The organism is Pseudomonas sp. VEM90, assembly GCF_054611535.1.
The window spans coordinates 74,699-99,870 of sequence record NZ_JBTRAR010000025.1; the positions used below are offsets into that span (position 1 = coordinate 74,699).

At 62.7% G+C, this 25,172-nt stretch carries 19 protein-coding genes; 12 read left to right on the top strand and 7 right to left on the bottom strand.

What is annotated here, in order from left to right; all coding sequences use genetic code 11:
• Nucleotides 1–97: 97 nt before the first annotated feature.
• A complete protein-coding gene (locus tag ACYCCG_RS21510) occupies nucleotides 98–895 on the bottom strand; it encodes an RHS repeat-associated core domain-containing protein (protein ID WP_209965545.1) in 798 nt (265 codons plus the stop codon).
• A 747-nt stretch (nucleotides 896–1,642) separates the two neighbouring features.
• Here ACYCCG_RS21510 and ACYCCG_RS21515 point away from each other — a divergent pair.
• From ACYCCG_RS21515 to qhpG, 5 genes are all read left to right on the top strand, one after another.
• Entirely contained in the window at nucleotides 1,643–1,879 is a 237-nt protein-coding gene (locus ACYCCG_RS21515; RefSeq protein WP_029380666.1) for a hypothetical protein, read from the top strand.
• A gap of 343 nt (nucleotides 1,880–2,222) precedes the next feature.
• Nucleotides 2,223–4,133, top strand: a complete 1,911-nt coding sequence (locus tag ACYCCG_RS21520; RefSeq protein ID WP_176683372.1) for a sigma-54-dependent Fis family transcriptional regulator — start codon at nucleotides 2,223–2,225, stop codon at nucleotides 4,131–4,133.
• A 1-nt stretch (nucleotide 4,134) separates the two neighbouring features.
• Nucleotides 4,135–5,868, top strand: coding sequence for an ABC transporter ATP-binding protein (locus ACYCCG_RS21525; protein WP_339533509.1), 1,734 nt, complete (start codon nucleotides 4,135–4,137; stop codon nucleotides 5,866–5,868).
• A complete protein-coding gene (qhpE, locus tag ACYCCG_RS21530) occupies nucleotides 5,858–6,535 on the top strand; it encodes a subtilisin-like serine protease QhpE (RefSeq protein WP_209965549.1) in 678 nt (225 codons plus the stop codon). Before ACYCCG_RS21525 ends, qhpE begins: the two co-directional genes overlap by 11 nt.
• The gene (qhpG, locus tag ACYCCG_RS21535; protein WP_459671708.1) at nucleotides 6,528–7,820 is read left to right on the top strand and encodes a flavin-dependent monooxygenase QhpG; all 1,293 of its coding nucleotides are present in this window, start codon (nucleotides 6,528–6,530) and stop codon (nucleotides 7,818–7,820) included. Before qhpE ends, qhpG begins: the two co-directional genes overlap by 8 nt.
• A 52-nt stretch (nucleotides 7,821–7,872) precedes the next feature.
• On the opposite strand, the gene ACYCCG_RS21540 is transcribed toward qhpG, so the two are convergent.
• On the bottom strand, nucleotides 7,873–9,126 hold the full coding sequence (locus ACYCCG_RS21540) for an MFS transporter (protein WP_129932243.1): 1,254 nt from the start codon (nucleotides 9,124–9,126) through the stop codon (nucleotides 7,873–7,875).
• Between the two features lie 251 nt (nucleotides 9,127–9,377).
• Here ACYCCG_RS21540 and ACYCCG_RS21545 point away from each other — a divergent pair, with 251 nt between their 5' ends.
• Together ACYCCG_RS21545 and ACYCCG_RS21550 are read left to right on the top strand one after the other, a co-directional pair.
• Nucleotides 9,378–11,117 carry a sigma 54-interacting transcriptional regulator gene (locus tag ACYCCG_RS21545; RefSeq protein WP_459671710.1) on the top strand — a complete coding sequence of 580 codons (1,740 nt, stop codon included), beginning with the start codon at nucleotides 9,378–9,380 and terminating at the stop codon, nucleotides 11,115–11,117.
• 194 nt (nucleotides 11,118–11,311) lie between these two features.
• Entirely contained in the window at nucleotides 11,312–12,586 is a 1,275-nt protein-coding gene (locus tag ACYCCG_RS21550) for a carbohydrate porin (protein ID WP_129932241.1), read from the top strand.
• A 59-nt stretch (nucleotides 12,587–12,645) separates the two neighbouring features.
• Here ACYCCG_RS21550 and ACYCCG_RS21555 read toward each other — a convergent pair whose 3' ends face one another.
• The 5 genes from ACYCCG_RS21555 to ACYCCG_RS21575 all read right to left on the bottom strand — a co-directional run bounded on the left by ACYCCG_RS21555 (nucleotide 12,646) and on the right by ACYCCG_RS21575 (nucleotide 18,195).
• Entirely contained in the window at nucleotides 12,646–13,656 is a 1,011-nt protein-coding gene (locus ACYCCG_RS21555) for an alcohol dehydrogenase catalytic domain-containing protein (RefSeq protein WP_252459527.1), read from the bottom strand.
• A gap of 10 nt (nucleotides 13,657–13,666) precedes the next feature.
• Entirely contained in the window at nucleotides 13,667–14,485 is an 819-nt protein-coding gene (locus ACYCCG_RS21560; protein WP_021782943.1) for an SDR family NAD(P)-dependent oxidoreductase, read from the bottom strand.
• Nucleotides 14,486–14,519: 34 nt separating this feature from the next.
• On the bottom strand, nucleotides 14,520–15,041 hold the full coding sequence (locus ACYCCG_RS21565; RefSeq protein WP_021782944.1) for a 2,4'-dihydroxyacetophenone dioxygenase family protein: 522 nt from the start codon (nucleotides 15,039–15,041) through the stop codon (nucleotides 14,520–14,522).
• A gap of 207 nt (nucleotides 15,042–15,248) precedes the next feature.
• Entirely contained in the window at nucleotides 15,249–16,562 is a 1,314-nt protein-coding gene (locus tag ACYCCG_RS21570) for an alginate export family protein (protein WP_404700918.1), read from the bottom strand.
• 139 nt (nucleotides 16,563–16,701) lie between these two features.
• Complete coding sequence (locus tag ACYCCG_RS21575; protein ID WP_459671714.1) at nucleotides 16,702–18,195, bottom strand: aldehyde dehydrogenase family protein; 1,494 nt, start codon at nucleotides 18,193–18,195, stop codon at nucleotides 16,702–16,704.
• Nucleotides 18,196–18,598: 403 nt separating this feature from the next.
• On the opposite strand from ACYCCG_RS21575, the gene peaA reads away from it, so the two are divergent.
• From peaA to ACYCCG_RS21600, 5 genes are all read left to right on the top strand, one after another.
• Complete coding sequence (gene peaA / locus ACYCCG_RS21580; RefSeq protein ID WP_209965559.1) at nucleotides 18,599–20,164, top strand: quinohemoprotein amine dehydrogenase subunit alpha; 1,566 nt, start codon at nucleotides 18,599–18,601, stop codon at nucleotides 20,162–20,164.
• A 48-nt stretch (nucleotides 20,165–20,212) separates the two neighbouring features.
• On the top strand, nucleotides 20,213–21,643 hold the full coding sequence (peaB, locus tag ACYCCG_RS21585; RefSeq protein ID WP_064492342.1) for a quinohemoprotein amine dehydrogenase maturation protein: 1,431 nt from the start codon (nucleotides 20,213–20,215) through the stop codon (nucleotides 21,641–21,643).
• Nucleotide 21,644: 1 nt separating this feature from the next.
• Nucleotides 21,645–21,968, top strand: a complete 324-nt coding sequence (qhpC, locus tag ACYCCG_RS21590) for a quinohemoprotein amine dehydrogenase subunit gamma (protein ID WP_014590799.1) — start codon at nucleotides 21,645–21,647, stop codon at nucleotides 21,966–21,968.
• 31 nt (nucleotides 21,969–21,999) lie between these two features.
• Entirely contained in the window at nucleotides 22,000–23,121 is a 1,122-nt protein-coding gene (gene peaD, locus ACYCCG_RS21595) for a quinohemoprotein amine dehydrogenase subunit beta (RefSeq protein WP_339443857.1), read from the top strand.
• A 140-nt stretch (nucleotides 23,122–23,261) separates the two neighbouring features.
• Complete coding sequence (locus tag ACYCCG_RS21600; protein ID WP_459671718.1) at nucleotides 23,262–24,935, top strand: fatty acid CoA ligase family protein; 1,674 nt, start codon at nucleotides 23,262–23,264, stop codon at nucleotides 24,933–24,935.
• Nucleotides 24,936–25,172 lie beyond the last annotated feature (237 nt).

Sequence of the window (25,172 nt, forward strand, 5' to 3'; positions counted from 1 at the left end):
TTTCGGGCAACTTGATTGGAGTTTCCCTAAAGCATTTCGAGACTTTGGCTTGTTCGATGCAGGCAATAGTACAAGCTACCGGCTAGGCGATCGGCTTTCATTGAGTTAGTGAGAAGTTGAAATGGGATGAGTGCGTTCTGTTTCTTAGTATTTTTACCTGCTCCTGATAGTTGCGCCCGTGAAGCGCACTTGGCCTGCTGAGTAGAGTAGTGGAACCCACTGTAGGGGGGGCATATAGGTTACTGATCTCAAGCAATCCACGGTATAGTGGTATGATTTCAGGGTCTGTCGGGGGCTTGCCAAGATATATCGCATCTCTAGCTTGGTCTCGTTGCTCTAGTGTAACTTCGTCGATACCTGCTAATATTAAGCGGTCTCGGTGCTTCTTTATTACCAGACGGCTGAAATCTTTGCTTCTAACCGAAAAGTAAGCATCACGTGCCGACGCTTTGATCATGACTTCTGTGTGTGGTCCCTTGAATATTTCGAGACTCTCCATGGTATAGAGGTTTGGCTTTTTTTTGTTTAATATTTTTATGTAATCATCATACATTAATTGGGATGACCGCAGGTTGGATGCTCTTAAATTTCCTAGCCTTGACGAAGGCGGTAATTTTTGCGCGGCCAGAATTTGTAGTGGCAGAACGCTGGAATGGCCACTTGGATCAACAAAGTTGATCGGGTCTCCTTGGCAGTAGGCGTAGCTGTTGATGCCGCCTGATTGAAATGGACTTAAATTGTCCGGCGAACAAAAGCGCATCAAGCACGGCTTGTATCCGCGCCGACCATTCCCAAGTAAATATCCATCGGATATTTTATCGAGCGGCTGATCGTTGAATGCGAGGGTTGAGTGGTTAGCCGCCATGTGCCAACCATAGGGGGTATAGCGTAGCATCGATCATTACCCCTGGTTTATTTAATATTGTAGGTATATATAGATTAGTGAATAACGGGCCGCAATCGTTATTTTTAACAGTTGACATATACTGTTGGGGTGTGGGGGCGGGTTAATCCATGCCAGTGGCTCTCACAGTTTTACCTAATATCGCCTCCGGCGCTCAAAGAGGATCTGGTAAGTATGGCCCGCGAGGGGGGACGGTCCCCGAATGAGATGGTGCGGATTGATAGGGAATCGCTCCGGCGTTTTCGTCCAGGCCTCACCGATCACCTTGAAAGGAGTGCGCCATCGCAGCCCTATCGCGACACAAGGCTCCCACATCGGCCGCAGCAGCCGGCCAGGAGTGCGATCAGGCAACAGAAGTGTTACTGCGCATGCCCTCAGCTTGAAACCCTTCCCTGACCTCGGTAGTCTTTGCCCGCTGCTGTCAATCCAGCAGTCGGGTTTGGTCACCCGCAATCATCAAGGCGCACAAGCGCCCGCTCTGCGATACAGTTGGCGCTTTTTTGTGCCCGGCTGTTTCGTTTTATGGCGGCTGTGCGTGGGGCGCCTCCGTGCGCGCCGGTTTCCTTGATTCCCGGTTGACCAACCCGCGTACAGTCGCCACCCATTCGTTTGGTCACGTTGTGTGGCGACTCCAGTGAATCAAGGAGCGACACAATGACAAAAGGCTTACCTGATCCTCCTGTACGCGCCACCACGGCGGCCTCCAGTTTTTCCACCTGCGAATGCAGCCATCCACCGTTGTTCGCGGTTCGTTCGGGCGTGGATTACGAAGATGCGCTGGTGCACCTGTCCACGCTGCTGAAAGGGGCGTTTGCGACCAACCTCAAGGCGCTGGAACTGGCCAAGGGCACCTGCCGTGATCTGCTGTTGAGCAATGACCATGGGTTGGATTCGGCCAAGGCGGTGGTGGAGGCGTTGCTGGATGGGGTTGAGAGGCAGCAGCTGGCTGGGCGGAAGGCGGCGTCGAGTGCCTGACGGGGCTTGGGTATTGGTGATAGCGATCGATATCCCTGATTGACCTCGAGGGCCTCTTCGCGGGCTCGCCCGCTCCCACAGGTACAGCGCAGTCCTCAGGCTTGGTGCGAACCCTGTGGGAGCGGGCAAGCCCGCGAAGCAGGCGACGCGGTGGATCGCACCGGCAACGCCGGTGATCGCCGGCAAGCCAGCTTCCACAGGGATTGCGCGAGCTTCAAGTAACCTGGCCAGCTACACCCCAATCCATCCACTACCAGATGACGCCCAGCCATTTCTCCCGCACACTGCGGAAAATTCCCAAGCCCGTACCCCGTCACATTGCGGGGCACAGCCGGAGTAGAAAATGGCGCGACAACTAATAACAAACGCCCACGACCCGCTGCACGAATCCCGCGAGGCCCGCCTGAAGCTGGCCAGCGAAGGCGAACTACCGCTAGGGATGCTGCGCGACGAGATCGACGCCTCCTGGCGCCGCAGCCTGGGCCACGGCCTGGACTGTCTGCAGGGCGAACAGGTCGGCCTGGGCCTGGAACAGGGCCATGACCTGCGCCTGCTGCTGGAGCGCAACCGCCTGCTGATCGATGCCGTCGCCCCCGAACTCGACTACCTGGTCGCGCGCCAGGGCAAGGCTGGCATCGTCATCCTCGGCGATGCCCAGGCCAACGTGCTGGCCATCGAAGGCCAGAAGCACGTGCTGCAACGCGAAGGCCTGCGCGATCTGCACCCGGGCAGTTGCTGGAGCGAATCGCTGCGCGGCACCAATGCCATCGGCACGGCCGTGGTCGAAGGCCGGCCGACGCTGATCAACTGCGGTGAACACTACCTTGACCGCCTCAGCCCGTTCTCCTGCACATCCGTCCCGCTGCGCGACCCGCGCGGCGAGGTGATCGGCGTGCTCGACATCACCCGCGAAGGGGTGATGGCGCAACCGCAGGACAGCCTGTCGACCCTGATGCTGGCGGCCGGCAACATTGAAAGCCGCCTGTTTGGCCTGTGCCATCCGGAGCACCTGGTGCTGGCCTTCCACAGCCGCCCGCAGTACCTCAACAGTGCCTGGCACGGCCTGTTGGCCCTGAGCCTGGACGGCGAAGTGCTGGCTGCCAACGACAGTGCCTGCCAGCTGTTGCAGGTGCCGCGTCACGAACTGATTGGGCGGCGCAGCACCGACCTGCTGGGCGAACGTTCCCCGGCCTTTATCGCTCGCCTGTGGCAGGGCGGGGTCAGCAGCGTGCAGACGGCCAAGGGCGAGTTCTATTTCCGTGCCCTACAGCTGCCGCGCCATGGCCGGGTAACCCCCAGCACACCATCCAGCAAGCCGGCCTTGAGCAAACAGTCGCCTGCACTCGATGCTCTGGCCGGTGGTGATCAACGCCTGGCGCGCAACCTGCGCATGGCTCGCCAGGGGCTGGGCAACGGTTTGCCAGTGCTGCTGCTGGGCGAAACCGGTACCGGCAAGGAAGTGGTCGCTCGGGCCTTGCACCAGGCCAGCCCGCGTGCCGACAAACCGTTCGTGGCGGTCAACTGCGCGGCCATTCCCGAAGGGCTGATCGAGTCCGAGCTGTTCGGCTACCGTGAGGGCGCCTTCACCGGTTCGCGGCGCGGTGGCATGGTCGGGCGGCTGATGCAGGCCCATGGTGGCACGCTGTTCCTCGACGAAATCGGCGACATGCCGCTCGCCCTGCAAGCACGCCTGCTGCGGGTACTGCAGGAGCGCCGCGTAGCACCCTTGGGGGCGGGTGACGAGCAGGACATCGACGTGGCGCTGATCTGCGCCACCCACCGCGACCTCAAGCGCCTGGTCCAGGAACAACACTTCCGTGAAGACCTGTTCTACCGGGTCAACGGCGTGTCGCTGCGCCTGCCGGCCCTGCGTGAACGTGAGGACCTGGCGGCGATCATCCAGGGCCTGCTGGACAAGGCCGATGCGCGTGGTGTAACCCTCGACCCGGCGTTGACCGCGTTGCTCGAAGGCTTCGACTGGCCTGGCAACATCCGTCAGCTGGAAATGGTGGTGCGCACCGCGCTGGCCATGCGCGAGGATGGCGAGCAGGTGCTGACCCTCGATCACCTTACCGACTGCCTGCTGGACGAACTGGCCAGCAGCACAGCGCCCTCCGGCAGCCTCAAGGACAGTGAACTGGAACAGATTCGCGGTGCCCTGGCGCGCCACCAGGGCAACGTCTCGGCCGCCGCCGCGGCACTGGGTATCAGCCGGGCGACGCTGTACCGCAAGCTCAAGCAGTTGCGCGGCTGACGTGGGCGGCCTGTTCGCAAGGCTGGTGGATTCCAGCGACCCTGTACTCATGCGCCAGGCGTTGGCCTGGCTGTATGGTTTCGTGCGCCCCCATCGGCGTGCCATCGGCCTGTTGCTCAGCTTGTCGCTGGGTGCATCGCTGCTGGCGCTGGCGCAGCCCTGGCTGGTCAAGACCCTGATCGATGAAGGGCTGCTGGCCAAGGATTACCAGACGCTTTGGCACATGGCGGCAATCATGATCGGCGCGGGCCTGCTGGGCACGGTGCTGGCCGGCGTCAACCGCTACCTGCATACGCGCTTGTCGGGGCGCATCCTGTTCGCCTTGCGCGACGATCTTTACCGCCATCTGCAGCAGTTGTCGCCGACCTTTTACGGGCGGCGGCGTATCGGCGACATTCTTTCGCGGCTGGATGGCGATGTGGCAGAGATCCAGCGCTTTGCCGTGGACTCGCTGTTCTCGGCGGTGTCGGCGGTGATCGGCCTGGTGGGCGCGGTGACGTTGATGCTGATGCTGTCGTGGCAGTTGTCGCTGTTGCTGGCGCTGCTGGTGCCGATCGAAGTGCTGTGGCTGCGCTGGATGCGGCGCAAGGTGGAGCGCGAAGTGCGCAACTTGCGTGAGCGCTCGGCGGACGTGTCGTCTTTCCTGGTCGAGACCCTGCCGGCGATGAAGTTCATTCAGGCGGCCGGCCAGCAAGGCCGGGAAGCAGGGCGCCTGGACCAGCTTGGGCAAGGTTACATGCGCCAGTTGCTGAAGGTGCAGGTGACCGAATTCTTCACCCAGGCCATCCCCGGCACGCTCACCTCGTGGTGCCGCGCCTGTGCGTTCCTGGTCGGTGGCTGGTGGGTGATCCAGGGCACCTGGCAACTGGGCGCGTTGATCGCTTTTTCTACTTACATGGGCATGGCGGTTGGGCCGGTGCAGAGCCTGTTGGGCTTGTACGTGGCGGTGCAGCGCATGGCTGTCAGCCTGGGAAGGGTGATGGAACTGAAGCAGGAAGCGGTAGCGGTGCATCAGACCGCCAACCCGCAGCCCATCCCCGATGGCCCCGGCGAGTTGCGCCTGGAGGCGCTGAGCTTTGCCCATGAGGGGCGTCAGGGGGCGGTACTGGACAACGTGCGGGTGAGCATCCCGGGTGGCCTGAAAGTCGCCATCAGCGGTGCCTCCGGGGTGGGCAAGTCAACCCTGATCGACCTGTTGCAGCGCTTTTACGACCCGGACGCCGGGCGCATCCTGCTGGACGGCGTCGATCTGCGCGACCTTGATCTGGCTGCGCTGCGCAGGCGAATCGCCGTGGTCAGCCAGGACATCGTGCTGTTCCGTGGCACCCTGGCGCAGAACCTGGCTTATGGCGTGCCCGAGGTCAGCCGTGATGAACTGGAACGGGTGGTGCGCCTGGCGCGGCTGGACAGCCTGGTCGACAGCCTGCCGTTGGGCCTGGATGGCTTGCTGGGCGAGCGCGGCCAGCAGTTGTCCGGGGGGCAGAAACAACGCATCGCCATTGCTCGTGCAGTGTTGCAGGCCCCGGCGATTCTGGTGCTGGACGAGGCCACTTCGGCGGTGGACGAAGCCACCGAACGTGAAGTGATCGCGGCCATCGACCAACTGTTCTCCGGCCGCACGCGCATCCTGATCAGCCACCGGGCTTCGACCTTGGCCGATGCCGACCTGCACCTGCAACTGCATGACGGCCAGTTGCAGGTACTGGCGCAGGAGGTGATCAATCATGGGCACTGACGTGCGCGTTGGCATCATCGACAGCGGCTGCTCGCCGGAGCAGGCCAACGGCTTGCTGGACGCCCGCCGTTTCTGGCTGGAAGACGGCCAGTTGCGCGAAGGTGAAATGCTCCCCGACCCGCTTGGGCACGGCAGTGCAGTGCTCGCCAGCTTGCAACACGAGGCCGGTCCGGTGTCGGTGCTGGTGGCCCAGGTGTTCAGTGCCCAGGCCAGCACCAGTGCGTTGCAGGTGGCTGCCGCATTGCTGTGGCTGGTGGAATCGGGGGCCACGCTGGTCAATCTCAGCCTGGGCTTGCAGCAGGACCGGCCCGTGCTGCATCAGGCTTGTGCCGAGGCGCTGGCAGCTGGCGTGCTGTTGTGTGCATCCAGCCCGGCGCAGGGTGGGCCGGTGTACCCGGCCAGCTACCCTGGGGTATTTCGATTGACCGGTGATGCGCGTTGTGCGCCCGGCCAGTGGTCCTGGCTTGGCACCCGACAGGCGGACTTTGGCGGTTATGTGGGGGCGGGCGGCCGAGCGGGTGCGAGCTTGGGCTGTGCAGCTTTGAGCGGAAGGATTGCGGCTTTGCTGCGTGACGAGCCGGGTAGGGATCGCCAGCAGGTCCATGACTGGTTGCGCGATCACGCGGCGTTCATCGGCCCAGAGCGTCGGGGGCCCAGCCATGGTTGAGCCGCGCATTGTGGTGCTGGGTGCCGGCCCTGCGGGTGCCGCCACGGCCATTGGCTTGCGGCGGCTGGGTTACACCGTGACGGTGGTGTCGGAGTGGCGCCGTTTCGCGGCCGTAGAAGGCGTTTCGCAGCGGGTGCTGGAGGGCTTGCGTCATGCAGGCCTGGGCGGGGCCTTGAGCCAGGCGGCCATGCCGGCCACCCGCCAGGTGCACTGGAATGGCCAGCATCTGCAGATGAACCAGGAGTTTTTGCTCGACCGGCAACGTTTTGACCAAGCGCTGCGCGAAGACCTTCAGCGCGCAGGCGTGAGTGTGGTCGAGGGGCGGGTGCGTGAGGTCGTGCAGGGGGGCGGTCATCATGTGCGCCTGGACGATGGGCAGGTGCTGAGCGCTGATTTCCTGGTCGAGGCCCGAGGCCGCCAGGCACCCCTGGCCGCAGACCGCCTGCGTGGGCCGGAAACGGTCAGCCTGCTCAATGTCTGGCAAGGTAGCCCGGGTGCGCCTGCGTCGGCGGTGGAAAGCCTGGAGGATGGCTGGGCGTGGATGGCACGGCTGGAAGATGGCCGCTGTTACTGGCAAGTCACCCAGGACGCTGCCGGGCTGCCGGGAAAGGCTGGGTTGGCAGCGTACTGCGTTATGTTGCGGGGCCGCAGCGCATTGGTCGCCGAACTGTTCGACGATCAGGCATTGATACCGGCACAGGTGCATGCACGCAGCAGTACCGCCATTCTGGCAGGAGAATGTGTCGGGCAGGACTGGATCCGGGTGGGCGATGCGGCGATGGCCGTTGACCCGCTGTCGGGCAACGGGATTTTTCAGTCGCTCTCTTCGGCATTGCAGGCGCCGGTGGTGATCAATACGTTGCTGCGCAGGCCTGAGCGGGCCGAGCTGGCGCGGCAGTTTCACCAGCAGCGGGTCGAGCAGCTGTTCTTGCGTTTTGCCCGCATTGGCCGGGATTTCTATGCCCAGGAACAAAGCCGGGTGGGGCAACCGTTCTGGGCCCGGCGCCAGGGTTGGCCGGATGCGCAACCCCTGCATCTGAGCACGGACTGGCGAGCGGTGCGAGTGGCACGCCAGCCAGTGTTGCGTGACGGGCTGGTGGATGAAGCCGAGGTCGTGGTGACGGCGGACCAGCCGCTGGGGGTTTGGCATTTGCAAGGTGTAGAACTGGCACCGATAGTTCGCGGGCTTCATGCTGGCCTGGCGCTCAGTGCTGTGCTTGAGGGACAGCAGGTTGAGCATCAGAAAATGGTGCGACGTTGGCTCACAGAACAGGGCTATACCTGAACCCCGGGGCTGCATGGCGTCCCCAGGATCCCGGCTCGGAGCCTCTGGACCGCTACTCGCTTACCGCCGTCAGGTTGCTGCGCCCGACTGCGCGCAGGGGGGCAGTTTCAATCAGCCCCAACCCCAGCACTCCAACAACGATTGCGCACCCTGCTTGTAGCAGCAACGGGGCGCCAAGACCATGAATGTCCGCCAGCCAGCCGCCCAGCACCGGACTGAGCACGCCGCCGACCACTTCACCCATGCCCATCACCAGCCCGACGCAGGCGGCAATGCGATGAACCGGTACGGTTTCTGATGGAATGGTGGCCATGAAGATCGGCGCCACTCCGCTGGCCGACCAGGTGATGAACAACACCGTGCAAAGCATCCAGAACGGCCCTTGAAAATACAGCGCTGCCAGCGGCGTGAGCGCCCCGATCAGGGAGAACACCACCACTACCAGGCGCCGGCCCAGGCGGTCGGAAAGCGCAGGCACGATGAAACTGCAGAGCGTGGCACTGGCACCCAGCACGCTCATCAAGATACCCATTTCGGTAGAGCCGAACTGCCGCTCGTTCATGTAGTACACCGGCATGAACGCCCACCCCAGCACCATCCACGCCACGTAGAAACACGCGATGAGCATGCTCAACCAGACGTTGCGATAACGCAGCAGTTCTAACAACGAACCTGCTGCGACGGGCTGCGAGGCGGACGGTGTCGTCGGCTGGGCAATGACTACCTCCCTGGGCTCGCGTACGTACTTCCAGATCATGCACGCGGCAATCAACCCGGGGATGCCCGCGACGATGAATGCAAGGCGCCAGTGGTAGTGGCTGGCCAGGGCCACCAGGAGCAGGGGCGCGATGCATGAGCCCAGCAGGTTGCTGCCAAAGTTCTGCATGATGCCCATGTTGTGGCCGCGGCGGCTTGCCGTGGAGTTCATCGCCATCAGGGTTTGCGAGATAGGCAGTATCGGGCCTTCGGCCACCCCCATCAGCAGGCGGGCAGCCAGCAGCATGAAGAAGGTGCTGGCCAGCCCGGAGAAGAACGAGCACACCGAAAACACGATCACGGCCACCAACAGGTAAGGCTTTCGGCGCCCGCTGCGGTCGGAACGGGCGCCAAGCAGGTACCCGGACAGTGCCCAGGTCAATGACAAGGCCGATACCAGCAAGCCGATCTGGGTGTTGCTCAAGGACAGGTCGGCGGCCACGAAGGGCGCCAGGAAACTCATTGCATTACGGTCGAAGAAAACAAAACCGAAACTGAGGCTGAGCACGAACAGCAAGCGGTTTTCGTAGGAAGAGAACCAGCGGCGCATGGTGTATCTCCTGCATGATTATTGTTATTGGAATACGCGACGTTCAAAGGCGTCCGCCTGCAGGTGATAGCAAACGCTAGGCCAATTGCGCAGGCCAGCCCCAGGCCCTTGCATACAAGGCCTTGAGCCGGGGCTGGAGCGGCGCAAGCCTTGATCTTTGTTGATCAAGCTGGCAAAAGTTGATGATCAAATATCGGCCTGGCCATCGCGTGACACCACCCGTGCGCAGAACAAGAACAATAGGAGAAGGTATGAGTCGTTCATCCATCGCGGCACCCCGCGAAGCTGTGTCGCGTTCCCCTCAGGCCTATGAAACCAGCAGCCCGACCCCGGCCGACCTGCGTCGCTACCTGCGGTTTTCAGATGAGGATGCGCGTATCTGGCTGGACGACCAGAGCATGGTCATGCTGCATTCCAGCGCGCTGGGTGCATTGCGCCGCGAGTTGATCGAAAGCGTCGGGCGCGAAGGCGCGCGGCGCATCCTGATGCGCATCGGTTATTCGGCGGGTAGCCAGGATGCCGCGCTGGTACGCAAGCGCTGGCCGGCATCGGACGAGCGCAGCTCGTTCATTGCCGGCGGCCGGCTGCATGCGTTGCAGGGTGTGGTGCGGGTGGAAACGCTCGACCTTGACCTGGACATCGAACGCGGCCACTTCCACGGGGAATACCTGTGGCACGACTCGCGTGAAGCCCATGAGCACATAGCCCACTACGGGGTTGGCGACGAGGCTGCGTGCTGGATGACCCTCGGCTACGCCGCCGGTTATGCCAGCGCCTTTATCGGCAAGCTGGTGGTGTACCGTGAGGTCGAGTGCGTGGCCGCTGGCGGCCGCTGCTGCCGGATTGTCGGCGATACGGCAGATCGCTTGCCAGATCATGAGCACGGCGCCGAGCAGCGCTACTGGGACCCTGCGCACTTCATTCAGATGAACTCGATCTGGTCGCCCTCCGAGGGCGAGGCGGTACAACCTGCCTGTACGGCCAGCAGCTTGCCGCTGCAGGACGACATGGTCGGTATTTCTGCTGCTTTCAGCGTTGCCCGTCATCAAATTGCGCAAGTGGCACCCACCCGAGCCACGGTGCTGTTCAGCGGTGAGTCGGGCGTTGGCAAAGAGGTGTTCGCCAAGGCGCTGCATCGGCTCAGCCCGCGCGCCCAACAACCGTTGGTGGCGGTCAACTGTGCGGCTTTACCAGAAAGCCTGCTGGAAGCTGAACTGTTCGGTGCCGAAAAAGGCGCCTACACCGGTGCAACGCAGGCGCGTACAGGTCGTTTCGAACGGGCCTCTGGCGGCACGCTGTTCCTGGATGAGGTCCAGGCGTTGAGCATGAGCGCCCAAACCAAGCTGCTGCGCGCCTTGCAAGAGGGAGAAATCGAGCGGGTGGGCGGCAACAGGCCGATCAAGGTGGACTTGCGGGTTATTGCTGCGACCAACGCCAACTTGCGCGAAGCGATTGCTCGCGGCACCTTCAGGGAAGACCTGTTCTTCAGGCTGAATGTGTTCCCCATTCACCTGCCTCCGCTGCGTGAGCGCCGGGATGACATCCCGCTGCTGATGGAGCACTTTTTCAAACACTTCACCCAACTGCACGGCAAGCAGGTCACCGGGTTCAGTGCCCGGGCCGTGGAAGCGCTGCTCAACTACAGCTACCCCGGCAACGTGCGAGAGCTGCAAAATCTGGTGGAGAGAGGTGTGATTGCGGCACCCGGGCAAGCATCGATTCGTACCCAGCACCTGTTCCCCTGCGGTGAGCAGGCGCCCCGCGCCGGGTTGGGCGTGGGCGGTGACGGCAGCCTGTGCAAAGCGGCCAGCGAGCCGGAACCGCAGGGCACGCCCATGGCCGAACTCAAGCACGCCATTCACAACCAGCAACTGGAGCAATATCGGCTGGTGTTGCAGGCCTGTAATGGCAATCTGTCTGCCGCAGCTCGGCAACTGGGTATCAGCCGTCCGCAGCTGGCCTACCGACTGAAGGCCCATGGGCAGGGGTGAATTGATGATCGAGCTTGATCAAAGCGGATCAATTTGATCAAGCCAGGCAACGAATACTGTTGGCACAACCCCATGATACAGGGCGTTTCGCCGCGTCCCGGGGGCTGGCACAGCCCTTGCGATGCACCAGGCGCGACTTCCTGAAGCGGTAGTTTCAGGTCGCACTTCATAACAACAAAAACAGAGAGTGCATCATGAATGCTCAACCGAGCGGCACCTGGGTGCCTGGCGTTCGCGTTACCGCCTTGTCCATTGCATTGACCGCCTTTGCGTGTGCTGCCCACGCACAGGAGGCGATCAAGCTGGACCTGCAAGTGTGGAACCTGTCGGTGAAAAACCTGGATACCGGCCCTGACCCTTACCACTATGCCAACAGCGGCAACGTGTTTGCCGGAGTCGAGGGCGACCTTGATGCATTGGCCAACATCGCCGGGGCATCGTTCAGCCTGCAGTACGTGTTCTTCCCGTTCATGCGTGGCGAGGGGCAGCCTGCCCAGGACAGTTGGCAGGGCAAGGCCGGGAGTTTCTTTGCCGGGGCACCGATGCACAACGACATCGATACCGGCTACCTGGCTCGCTTTACCTGGAACCAGCGCCTGTTGCAGGACCGCCTGGAACTGGCAGTGGGCCGCAGCAATGCCCGTCAGCACTTCTACATGGCCAACTGTGAAAACGTGATCACCTGCAACGACCCGGTCATCGATAACTCCACCGGTATCCTGCCGTACCCCTACGGCAGTTGGGGTGGCTACACCCGATACCGTTTCGATTCAGGTTACTACCTGCACAGCGGGGTGTTCGAATCCAACCCCCAGCACTACTTCAAACGTACCAAGGGATTTGACTGGGACCCGGGGGACGCCAGCGGTGTCACCTGGCTGGCCGGGGTAGGGGCGAAAGCGGATTTTACCCAGGACCCTTATGCGTACCATTACGAACTGAACGGTTTTCATAACACCGGCGAACAGATCGACCCCATGGATGGCCGCTTGCGCAGGGGGAGCGATGGGCTGCTGTTCAAGTTCCGCCAGACATTGGCCAGAGAAGGCGAGGCCGCCGTGCCCGAGCGGGGTTGGCAGGTGTTTGGCGCCTGGTCCTGGAGCGCCGATGACATGCAGCCTTTTTCCCATTTCGCCGAAGTTGGTGTGACCCGCCTTGGCCCGTTCGGTCGGCCGCAGGATACGCTCAACCTCAAGGCCAGCTACCTGCGCCTGGGTGCGCGCCAGGCAGCCTGGCAAGAGCACGCGCGGCTGCTTGCCACCGGCCGCGATGAGCGTACGCGTCGAGGTGTGTCACGCATCGAGCTGAACACGCACTGGCAAGTCACCCGCAACCTCGCCCTGGAGCCCAGCGTGCAGTACATCTTCAACCCGGACAACTTCTACAACCCCAGCGCGCCAGTGAGTGGCGACGGTGCGGTAATAGCCCTGGAGGTCATGTACAACCTCGGTTCCGCGCTCGGGTTGTAGGCCCTGAACGCAAACCTCCCGCCGAAGCGGGAGGTTTTTACCGGTGATGGCTGAAGGGATCAGGCCTGCTGGGGGGCAACCATGACCTTGCATTGATGCTGGCGTTGGCGCAGGGCTTCGAATGCCAGGGGCATTTCGGCCAGCGACACCGTTTCGCTGACCATCGTCAGTGGGGTGGCATCCGGGCCGTCCAGCACATCTACAGCGGCGCAGAACTCGTCCATGTTGAAAAACGCCGACATGATCAGGTTCACCTCCTTGGACACTGCCTGGAACGGCATGAACCTGTCCGCGACCGTGCACAGCCCAAGCACCACAACCGTGCCCCGTGGGCGCACATGGTCGATAGCCTGTGCAATCAGGCCTGGGCGGCCGACACACTCGAAAACGATGTCGGCCGCGCTGCCCAGGTTTTGCGCAATACACGCTGGCAGTGCGCCGTCGCCTACCAGAAAGTGCGTCGCCCCAAGATGCAACGCGCGCTCGCGCTGCCAATCGCCCAAGTCGGTTATGGCGACGGTGGCTGCACCCAGGCGCCTGGCCCAGTAGGCCACTGCCAGGCCGATAGCCCCTGCGCCCAGAATCAGTACCTTCGCGCCAGGCTTGAGCCCTGCCCGCATCACACCGTGCAAAGCCACGGCAAGGGGCTCGGCGAGGGCGCTGTCCTTGAGCCCGACACTGCTCGGAATAACCCGGCACTGGTGGCCCTTGGCAGTCGCCCACTGCGCAAAACCACCCCCCTGCAAGCTGAACGCGGGGCACCAGGCAGGCTCACCGCGCAGGCAACTGGCGCACTGCCCACAACCGCGCAAAGGTGCCACGGCCACGGCATCGCCGACTTTCAGGTTGTTTACCTGCTTGCCACACTCAACCACACGGCCGCTGTACTCATGGCCCAGCACGCTGCCTGGGGCAATATTGAAAGCCGGGTCCTGGGTCATGTGCAGGTCACTGCCGCAGATGCCGCAGCGACACACCTCTATCAGAACTTCGTCGGCAGCGGGCACAGGCATCGCAACCGTGCCCAATTGCAAGGGCTGGTTCAGGCCCTTGAACAGAATTGCTTGCATCATCGCCTCCTCAGTCCACCCGGCCGAGCATCTGCCCGCCGTCTATGACAATCTGCGCGCCCGTGACGTAATCCGAGGCAGGCGAGGCCAGGAACAAGGCCAGGCCCTTGATTTCCTCGGTGGAGGCGATCCGATGTTGCGGCACTCGCTGAGCGAAGGCCGCACGGTCGGCCGGGTTGCGCAAACGGCCCCCGGCGATGTTGGTCACGAACGGGCCAGGCGCGATCGCGTTTACGTTGATGCCGTAGCGGGCCAGTTCCATCGCGGCCTGCCGCACGAGTGACGCAGCGCCGGCCTTGGCTGGCATGTAGGGGGTGCCGACGATGGCTTCATTGATGATCGCGGCATTGGAGGTTGTGACGATGATGCGGCCCTGACCACGCGGTTTCATCAAGCACACTGCCGCACGCAGGGTGGTGAACACCGAGGTGAGGTTGGTTGCAAGCACCTTGTCCCAGTGCGCTTCGTCCAACGTCTCCAGTGCGCCTTCAGCGCAGCGCTGGCCCTCGCTGTCCAGAAAGCCGGGGCCAGCGTCGATGCCGGCGTTGGCGAACACAACATCCAGTCGGCCATAGCGCTCGCCGATGCGTTCGAAACAGGCATACATCGCCTGGCGATCGGTGGCGTCCACCACTTCACCGTGCACGGCGAAACCCAGCGCGGTCAACCGCGCTACGTGTTCTTGCAGGCGTTCGTCGTCCACGTCAAGCAGGGTGACCTGCGCCCCTGCTTCGGCCATCACTTCGGCATAGGCCAGACCAATGCCGCTGGCGGCGCCGGTGACCACACAGGTCAAGCCTTCGACGGCAAATCGTTCCCAGTACTTCATCTGCGCCTCCCTGTCTGTCGACTGCTGCACCCGCTCACAGGAACAACGCCTGGTTGATTGGCAGCCCGTGTTTCTCGCAATGGCTCACGTAATGATTGATGAACCAGAACACATCGGTGGTTTCGGTGTGCTGGCCGTGCTCGTCGAAAAACTCGATAGGCCCGTGAATCCAGAACAGTGCCTTCATGCCTTGCGGGTCATCGGAATACAGGGTGTGCGCCGTGCCTGGGGTTTCGAAGACAAAGCTGCCGGGCTTTGCGACCCAGTCGTACTCGTAATATCCCCAGGTGCCCTCCAGCGTTACTGCTGACACCGCTGCGCGGTGCCGGTGGGTGCCGATGCGGCCGCCGCCCTTGACCCAGAGAATGTTGCACACGCTGCCGGTTCGTACATCGAAGCTGAGGTGGCGTATGGCGGCGCAATCGCCGAACGGGACCCAAGGTGATTCATCCTCGCCGGTGCCGATGTGCCCGCCATGCAGGCCATAGCGGTCGACGATGGCGGCATGGGGCTCAGGCGGCAGTTGGACAATGCTTGGCTTCAGGGTGGTGTTCATGAACAGGCCTCGATGTGTTGTTTTTATGGTCGAGCGTTGGCTCGCGAGGATCTTTTGCACAGCCTGTGCCAAGCCCTGAAAGGCCTGATTTACGCAGGTTAGAGCGGGTTAAGGTGGTGAGAATTCATGCAGCTTGGCAGGCTTGATGATTAAATTTGATCAAGCGCGGTGGTGCAGAAGGGGCGCGCCGCGCCCCGCTATTGCAGGTCAGAAGAAGGTCCCGACAATTAATTGCAGGTAAGTCCCGGTATCCCGCCCACCCAGCTGCGTACCGCCATTGGCAGCACTGCGCTCCGGCTTGTAGAACCCCACCACCGGGCTGATCAGCAGGTGGTCGTTGACCATCCATTCCACATACAGGTCCAGCTCGCGCCCGCCAAGGTTGCCCTGGTCGGTGTCCAGCGTGTCGAAGTCGAAGTACAGTGCGCCGACGGTCAGGTTGTCCCGTGGCTTGCCCTTCAGCGCTACATGGTGCACTTGGCTGTTCTTGTTGAACGGCCCGGCATAGTTGGCTGCCACTTCACCCTGGAACCAGGTGCCGTAGCCCCGGCTCAGGCCATAGAACAGCGGGTCGAAGCCTTCTGAGAAGCGGCTGTAGCGATAGGTGGCGGTAGGTGACCAGGGCAATTGGGAGAAGGTCCAGTTGCCCTCCAGGTACCAGGCATTCTCGCGCCCGCCGGTCTTGTCCTGGGTCACGTACTCGGCGGCCAGCTCCAGGTCTTTGACGCCCAGGTTGCCGCGCCCGCGCAGGCTGGCGGTGTCCATGCCGTCGCGGTGTTCCAGGCCCATGATCTGCGCGTAGCGCTGGTCCACGTCGAGGCCGCGGATCCAGCTCAGGCCGACGGTACCGGTGTCGGCGACGTGCTCCAGGTTGGCGACCGCCAGGGAAGTGTCGGCCTGGTAATGGTTGTCGGACTTCAACCACATCAGGTCACCGCGCCAGCCCTGGTTGCCGCCCAGGCGCAGCACGGCGGTGCGGTCGAAGGCCTTGCGTGCGGCCAGGTAGTAGGCACCGCCGCGGTCGAAGTTGGCCCCCAGGTCGACCTTGCCCAGGTTGACCGGGTCACCCTGGATCAGGAAACCATCACCCAGGGTGACGACCTGGCGGCCACCGGAAATGTCGACGCCATCTTCACCCAGCGCCGGAAACAGGTTGGCCGAACGCCAGCCCAAATACAGGTCTTCGACGGCGGTGCGGCGTTCGTCGCCCAAGGTCAGGCCGGCGGCGTCGCCATCGCCCCAGGTGGCGGAACTGAGCAGGCTGAAGGCGCCGTAGAGGGTGCCGCTATCGGCCAGGGTCTGGCTGCCGCTGAGGCCGTATTTTACGTAGCCTTCCTGCCAGGCGGTGCTGCCGGGTTGGCGGTTGCCGGCCTGGTTGAAGCTTTCGTCGCTATGGAAGACGCCGAACAGGGCTTCGAGGTCGGCGTTGAGGCTGGTGCCATCGTGGTTGTACAGCTCGTAGGCTTGGGTGGCGGGGGCGGTTAACAGCAGGGCCAATGTGCAGGCGAGTGTGTGCCTCATGGGTTTGCTCCATGGTTTTTATTGTTGTTTTTTTGTTGCCTGTGCCGGCCTCTTCGCGGGTGAACCCGCTCCTACAGGGCATGTGATACCTGGTGTAGGAGCGGGTTTACCCGCGAAGAGGCCGGTACAGGAAAAAAGATCAGAGCTTGATCAACACCGATTTCAGCTCCGTGTAATGCTCGATGGCCGCTGAACCCATCTCACGACCAACGCCAGACATCTTGTAGCCACCAAACGGCAGTGCCGGGTCGAGCGCGCTGTGGCAGTTGACCCACACCGAGCCGGACTTGATGCGCGGGATCATGCGGTGCACCGCGGCCAGGTCGTTGGACCAGATGCTTGCACCCAGGCCATAGGGGTTGTCGTTGGCCATGCCGATCACTTCGTCGATGTCATCGAATGGCATCGCCACCAGCACCGGCCCGAAGATCTCTTCCTGTACCAGGCGGTGACGTTGGTCCACATCGACAATCACCGTCGGCTTGACGAAGTAACCAGGCCCGAAACCTTCACCCCCGCAGGCGATGGTGGCGCCCAGTTCGCGGCCAAGCTCAATGTAGCCAGTGACGCGGTCTTGCTGCTTGGCTGAAATCAACGGGCCCATCTGCACCGCCGGGTCCAGCCCGTTGCCCAGCTTCATGGCATTGGCGATCCCGGCGATATCGGCCACCACGTTGTCGAAGTGCTTGCGGTGCACATACAGTCGCGAGCCTGCGCAGCACACCTGGCCCTGGTTGAAGAAGATCGCCGTGGCTGCACCGGCTGCGGCTTCCTGCAGGTTGGCGTCGGGCATGACGATGGTCGGCGACTTACCGCCCAGTTCCAGGGTTACGCGGGTCATGTTGTCCATGGCCGCCTTGCCGATCAGCTTGCCGACCTCGGTGGAGCCGGTGAAGGTCAGTTTGTCTACGCCGGGGTGGCGGCTGAGCGCGGCGCCGGCGTTCAGGCCGGTACCGGTAACCACGTTGAACACACCGGCCGGGTAGCCGGCCTCGTCGACCAGTTCGGCCAGCTTGAGCACGCTCAGTGGGGTTTCATCGGCAGGCTTGAGCACCACGGTGCAGCCGGTGGCCAGTGCCGGGCCGAGCTTCCAGCAGGCCAGCAGCAGTGGGAAGTTCCAGGCAACGATGGCGCCAACCACGCCCACTGCCTCGCGGCGCACGAAGCCGTGGAACTGGTCGTTGGGCATCAACGGCATGGACGCTTCGACGGTGCTACCCTCGATCTTGGTAGCCCAGCCAGCCATATAGCGCAGGAAGTCGATGGCCAGTTGCACGTCCATCACCTGGGCCACGGCGGCGCTCTTGCCATTGTTCAGGCATTCCAGTTCGGCCAGCTGAGGCGCATCGCGCTCCATCAGGTCGGCCAGGCGCCACAGCAGGTTCTGCCGCTCGCGTGGGCGCATGCGGCTCCAGGGCGAGTCGTCGAAGGCCTGGCGTGCAGCGCGCACGGCGCGGTCGACATCTTCGGCCTCGGCGGCCGGCACTTCACCCAGCACTTCGCCGGTGGCCGGGTTGCGGAACGACAGGGTGCGACCGCTGGCGGCGTCCTGCCAGTCGGCACCGATGCGCATCTTCAGCTTGCGTTCGAGAAAGGCGCGGGTGGTGGGCAGGATGGGCAGTTCGGAAAGCATGGGGCTGTGCCTCTTGTCATTGGATGTGACGGGCACTGGCGCAATGGCCGTGCCAACCTGGGCTGATGGCCGCAAAGCGTTGTGGGCGTTGGGTTTTGCCTGAGCGCAAGGTTGCGATTGCCGGGTTGCGCTGTTGCACATTGAGACGGTGTGAGACGGTGGTGAAACAGTGGCTGTTCGGCCTCTTCGCGGGCCCTGTCTCAACATGAAACACCCTGTCGCGAAATGGCACGCTGCAAATGGCCATCCCGGCTCCTGGCCAAGCCCCGAAAACCGCTTAATAGGTTGAAAGGAAACGCTTTTACCCTAACTGGCACAGTTCCTGTATCACAACCGTCACATGCACACCTGCTGTACCAAAGCGTGCGAAAACGATAAGAACAACAACCGTGGAGGTCTGACCTTGAAGACGACTCGACTCCGGCGGCATGCGGGCAAACTGGCGCTGGTCGCCGCCGCGCTGCTGAGCACCCAGGCCATGGCGGCCGAGCAGGGCCCGAGCCTGTTGCAGAACAAGTGCATGGGGTGCCATATCCCCGAAGGCAACGACACCTATAGCCGCATCAGCCACCAGCGCAAGACGCCGGAAGGCTGGCTGATGAGCATCGCCCGCATGCAGGTGATGCATGGCCTTCAGATCAGCGACGACGACCGTCGCACGCTGGTCAAATACCTGGCCGACAAACAGGGCCTGGCGCCCAGCGAAACCGATGGCGTGCGTTACGCCATGGAGCGCCGGCTCAATACCGTCGAGCACTTCGACACCCAGCTCAGTGAGACCTGTGGCCGTTGCCACTCGGGTGCCCGTGTCGCCTTGCAACGGCGCCCGGCCAAGGAGTGGGAACACCTGGTCAACTTCCACCTTGGCCAGTGGCCGTCCCTTGAATACCAGGCCCAGGCGCGTGACCGCGACTGGTTGCCGATCGCCTTGCAGCAAGTGGTGCCGGACCTTGCCAAGCGTTACCCGATGGAAAGCGCGGCCTGGGCCGAATGGCAGAAGGCCAAGCCCAAGGCGGACGTACTGCCGGGGCAGTGGGCATTCAGCGGCCATATGCTGGCCAAGGGCGATGTACGTGGGGTGATGAGCGTCACGGCCGGAGAGGGCGATTCCTTCAAGGTCGAGGTCAAGGGTGCTTACGCCGACGGTACACCCTTCAACGGCAGCGGCTCGGCCATCCTGTACAACGGTTATGAATGGCGCGGCAATGTGAAGGTTGGCGATACCAACCTGCGCCAGGTGTTCGCCGCGCTCGATGGCGAAATGAAAGGCCGTATGTTCGAAGCCGATCACGATGAGCGCGGCTTGGACTTCAGCGCCGTGAAGGAAGGCAAGGCGCAGTTGCTGGCGGTACAACCGGCGTTCATCAAGGCCGGCGGCGAAAGCGAAATCACCCTGGTTGGCAGCGGCCTGACTGGCAAGCCGGACCTGGGCGCCGGGGTGGAAGTGACCGAAGTGCTGGAGCAGACCCAGACCTTGGTAAGGGTCAAGGCCCGCGCCGCATCCGATGCCAGGCCAGGCCTGCGCGAGGTGGCGGTAGGTGCGCTCAAGGGCGTGAACCTGGCGGTTTACGACAAGGTCGACGAAGTGAAGGTCGTGCCGGCGTTCTCCATCGCACGCATTGGCGAGAACGGCGCCTCCGTGCCGAAAGTGCAGGGGCGTTTCGAGGCCGAAGCCTGGGGCAAGGATGCCGATGGCCAGCCGCTGCGTATCGGCTACCTGCCGGCCAGCTGGAGGGTCGAGCCGTTCAACGAGCGTGCTGTCGAGGATGAAGACGTCAAGTTCGCCGGGCAGATGCAGGCCGACGGCGTGTTCGTGCCTGGCGGTGCCGGGCCCAACCCGGAGCGCAAGATGATGACCAACAACGCCGGTAACCTCAAGGTCATCGCCACGCTGGCCGACGGTGGCCAGACCGGCGAAGGGCACATGATCGTCACCGTACAGCGCTGGAACAACCCGCCGCTGCCATAACGGCAGGCTGCAACGGTTTTCCAACGAATCGATTATCGGGAGGTCGCCATGGGCGTACTACTGAACCTGGTCGAACGCAACCTGCACGAAGTACAGGTTGATGCCGACCGCATGCTGTTCCATATCCCCAGCAGTTCGCTGTTCACCGCTGATGCGGTGACCGGCGGCATCATCGACACCTTGCGCCAGCAAGGCTGCTCGGCCGAGGAGCTGATGCAGCGCCTTGGCCAGCAGTTTGCCGGCGAGGATATCCAGGACACCCTGCGCGAGCTGATCGCGCTGGAGCTGGTCAGCGACGGCTCGCCGCTGACCCCGGAAATCGCCCTCAGGCAGGTCGAGCGCACCGCGCTCAACACCGTGGTGCTCAACGTCAACACCGGCTGCAACCTCAGCTGCACCTATTGCTACAAGGAAGACCTGGACAAGCCTTCCGCCGGCAAGAAGATGAGTACCGCCACCGCCGAAGCCTCGGTGGAGATGCTGCTCAAGGAGTCACCCAACGAGCAGCGCTACAGCGTGGTGTTCTTCGGTGGCGAACCGCTGTCCAACCGGCCGTTGATCGAGCACATGGTGGCTTACTGCGAGCGGCGGTTCGCCGAGGCGGGCAAGCAGGTGGAGTTCATCATGACCACCAACGCTACCTTGCTGACCGAAGAAATCATCGATTGGCTCAACGCCCACCGCTTTGGCCTGTCGATCAGCATCGATGGCCCCAAGACCGTGCACGACCGCAACCGTATCACCGTGGGCGGGCAGGGCACCTATGACGTGGTGCGGCGCAAGGCCGACCTGCTGCTGTCCCGCTACACCAGCCGGCCGGTGGGCGCGCGGGTCACGCTGACCCGTGGCATTACCGACGTTGAAACCATCTGGAACCACCTGTTCAACGAAATGGGTTTTGCCGAGGTTGGCTTTGCCCCGGTTACCTCCGGTGACATGGCCGACTTCAACCTCACTGGCGAAGAGCTGGTGCAGGTCTTCGCCAACATGAAGGCACTCGGCCGGCGCTACCTGGAGGCGGCACTGGAGCACCGCAACATCGGCTTCTCCAACCTGCACCAGTTGATCACCGACATCCACGAAGGCCACAAGAAGGCCCTGCCGTGTGGCGCCGGGTTGAAGATGCTGGCGGTGGACCATGAAGGTGAGCTGAACCTGTGCCACCGCTTCACCGGCTCCAGCCTGCCCACCTTCGGTAACGTGCACCAGGGCGTGAAGCAGGCGCAGCTCAACGACTTTCTGTCGCAGCGCCTGGACCGCAGCAACACCGGCTGTGAAAGCTGCCGCATTCGCAACCTGTGCTCCGGCGGCTGCTATCACGAGAGCTATGCGCGCTACGGCGACCCGCAGCACCCGACTTATCACTACTGCGAACTGATGCGCGACTGGGTGGATTTCGGCATTGAAGTCTACAGCCGCATCATGGCCGCCAACCCGGCCTTCATCGATCGCTACATCACCCCGCGGAAGGCGCACTGACATGAAGCACTTGAAGCCCCTGAACAACAAGGCGCGCATCCTGGAGCAGGCCGCCGCCGAAGACCGTGTCGAAGAAGTGATGGCAATGAGCGCGGTGGCAGGCTGTACGGCCACTACCGACCCGGGCTGGGAGGTGGACGCCTTTGGCGGCGTGAGCTCGCTGTGCCAGCCGATGGAAGCCGACCTCTATGGTTGTTCGGACCCTTGCTGGTGGCCGGCCCAGGTGCCGGACATGATGAGCACCTACCAGGACTGGAACGCCCAGGCGACCAACTCGGCAGAGGACTGGCGCAACCTCGGCACCGTGTTCCCGAAAGACAAGTGACGGCCCAACAAGAATGACAAGGGGAAACCGCATGAAAGCTGGACGCTGCGCGCCATTGGCGCTCACCATCGCCGCCATGGCTTGCGCCGGGCTGGCACAGGCCGACGACACTGGCCCGGCACTCAAGGCTGGCCACGAATACATGATCGTGACCAACTACCCGAACAACCTGCATGTGGTCGATGTGGCCAGTGACACGGTCTTCAAAAGCTGCCGGATGCCCGACAAGTTTGGCCCTGGCACCGCAATGATGGCGCCGGACAACCGCACCGCCTACGTGCTCAACAACCATTACGGCGACATCTACGGCATTGACCTGGACACCTGCAAGAACACCTTCCACGCCAACCTGTCCAGCGTAGCCGGTGAAGTTGGCCGGTCGATATACTCGTTCGCCATCAGCCCCGATGGCAAAGAGGTGTACGCCACGGTCAACCCGACCCAGAGGCTGAACGACCATTACGTGGTCAAACCACCGCGGCTGGAGGTGTTCAGCACCGCTGATGGCCTTCAGGCCAAGCCCGTACGCACCTTTCCGATGCCGCGCCAGGTGTACCTGATGCGCGCCTCCGACGATGGCAGCCTGTACGTTGCCGGGCCGGACATCTACAAGATGGATGTGAAGACCGGCAAATACACGGTGGCCCTGCCGTTGCGCAACTGGAACCGCAAAGGCTACAGCGCCCCGGACGTGCTGTACTTCTGGCCGCACCAGAGCCCGCGCCACGAGTTCACCATGCTCTACACCATTGCCAAGTTCAAGGATGACAAGCAGGACCCGGCCACCGCCGAACCGCTGTATGGCTACCTGAGCATCGATCTGAAGACCGGCAAGACCCACACCCAGGAGTTCGCCGACCTGACCGAGCTGTACTTCACCGGCCTGCGCTCGCCCAAGGACCCGAACCAGATCTACGGCGTGCTCAACCGTCTGGCCAAGTACGACATCAAACAGCGAAAGCTGATCAAGGCGGCTAATCTGGAGCACACCTACTACTGCGTGACGTTCGACAAGAAGGGCGACAAGCTTTACCTGGGCGGCACCTTCAACGACCTGGCGGTGTTCAACCCGGATACGCTGGAAAAGGTGAAGAACATCAAGTTGCCGGGGGGGGACATGTCTACCACGACGCCGCAGGTGTTCGTTCGCTGAAACGGTGTGGGCTTCTTCGCGGGTAAACCCGCTCCTGCAAAAACCACCGCAGGCCCCAAATGTGGTGCCGTCCGGTGTAGGAGCGGGTTCACCCGCGAATAAGCCAGCACAGAAAACACAAGAACAACAAGAGAACGCCCATGCCCCAGCCAAGCTACACCCAGGGCAACCAGGACAAGCCCCTGCTGACCCAATGCATCGGCGACGCGTTCGATGCCACCGTGGCCCGCTTCCCCGACCGTGAGGCGCTGGTGGTGCACCATCAGGCCCTGCGCTACACGTGGCGGCAACTGGCCGACGCCGTCGACCAGCACGCCCGCGCGCTGATGGCCCTGGGCGTGCAGCCCGGTGACCGTCTTGGCATCTGGGCACCCAATTGCGCCGAGTGGTGCATTACCCAGTTCGCCAGCGCCAAGGTTGGCGCGATCCTGGTCAACATCAACCCGGCCTACCGCTCCAGCGAACTGGACTATGCCCTTGGCCAGTCCGGCTGCCGCTGGGTGATCTGTGCCGACGCCTTCAAGACCTCCGATTACCACGCCATGCTGCAGGGCCTGCTCCCGGGCCTGGCCAGCGGCCAACCGGGCGCACTGATCTGCGAGCGCTTCCCTGAGCTGCGTGGCGTGGTCAGCCTGGCGCTGTCGCCACCGCCAGGGTTTATGGCCTGGCACGCATTGCAGGCCCTTGCCGAGGTTGTCAGCGGCGAGGCCCTGGCCGAACGCCAGGCACAACTGCGTTGTGACGACCCGATCAACATCCAGTACACCTCAGGCACCACCGGTTTCCCCAAGGGAGCCACCCTTAGCCACAGCAATATCCTCAACAACGGGTACATGGTCGGTGAAAGCCTGGGCCTTACCGAGCACGATCGGCTGGTGGTGCCGGTTCCGCTTTACCACTGCTTCGGCATGGTCATGGCCAACCTTGGCTGCATGACCCACGGCAGCGCAATGATTTACCCCAGCGATGCCTTCGACCCGCTGGCCACGCTGCGCGCAGTGGCGCAGGAAAAAGCCACTGCGTTGTATGGCGTGCCGACCATGTTCATTGCCGAGCTGGACCATCCGCAGCGTGGTGAATTCGACCTGTCGAGCCTGCGCACCGGGATCATGGCCGGCGCGACCTGCCCGATCGAGGTGATGCGCCGGGTGATTGGCGAGATGCACATGGCCGAAATGCAGATTGCCTATGGCATGACCGAGACCAGCCCGGTGTCCTTGCAGACCGGTGCCGCTGACGACCTGGAGCGTCGCGTGACCAGCGTCGGTCGCACCCAGCCCTGGCTGGAGAGCAAGGTGGTGGACGCCGAAGGCAACACTGTCCCGCGCGGCGAGATCGGCGAACTGTGCACCCGCGGCTACAGCGTGATGCTGGGTTACTGGAACAACCCCAAAGCCACCGCCGAGAGCATTGACGCAGACGGCTGGATGCACACCGGCGACCTGGCGGTGATGGACGAGCAGGGCTATGTGTGTATTGTCGGGCGCAGCAAGGACATGATCATTCGCGGCGGCGAGAACATTTACCCGCGCGAGCTGGAGGAGTTCTTCTTCACCCACCCGGCGGTGGCCGATGTGCAGGTGATTGGCGTGCCGTGCAGCAAGTACGGTGAAGAGATCGTGGCCTGGGTGCGGCTGCACCCGGGGCATGCTGCCAGCGAGGCAGAGTTGCGTGAGTGGGCGAGGGCAAGGATTGCGCACTTCAAGGTGCCCCGGTACTTCCGTTTTGTCGACGAGTTCCCAATGACGGTTACGGGCAAGGTGCAGAAATTCCGGATGCGCGAGATCAGTGTCGAAGAGCTGTCTGCCAGATGACCTTTTACGCGCGCAAGGTGAAAGCAACAGCCTTGTGCGCGGTAGCCTGTAGGAGCGGGTTTACCCGCGAAAGGGCCGGCCCTGCTAGCCCGTATCCCTGGTCATTCAATGTTGCCGCCGCCACCGTATTCGCGGGTAAACCCGCTCCTATGTATGGACTCGCCCACACTGTCTAGCTGCTTTTTGAACATAGGAACCCGGTTGCATCTATGTATCAGGCCTATTCGAGGAAGCTTT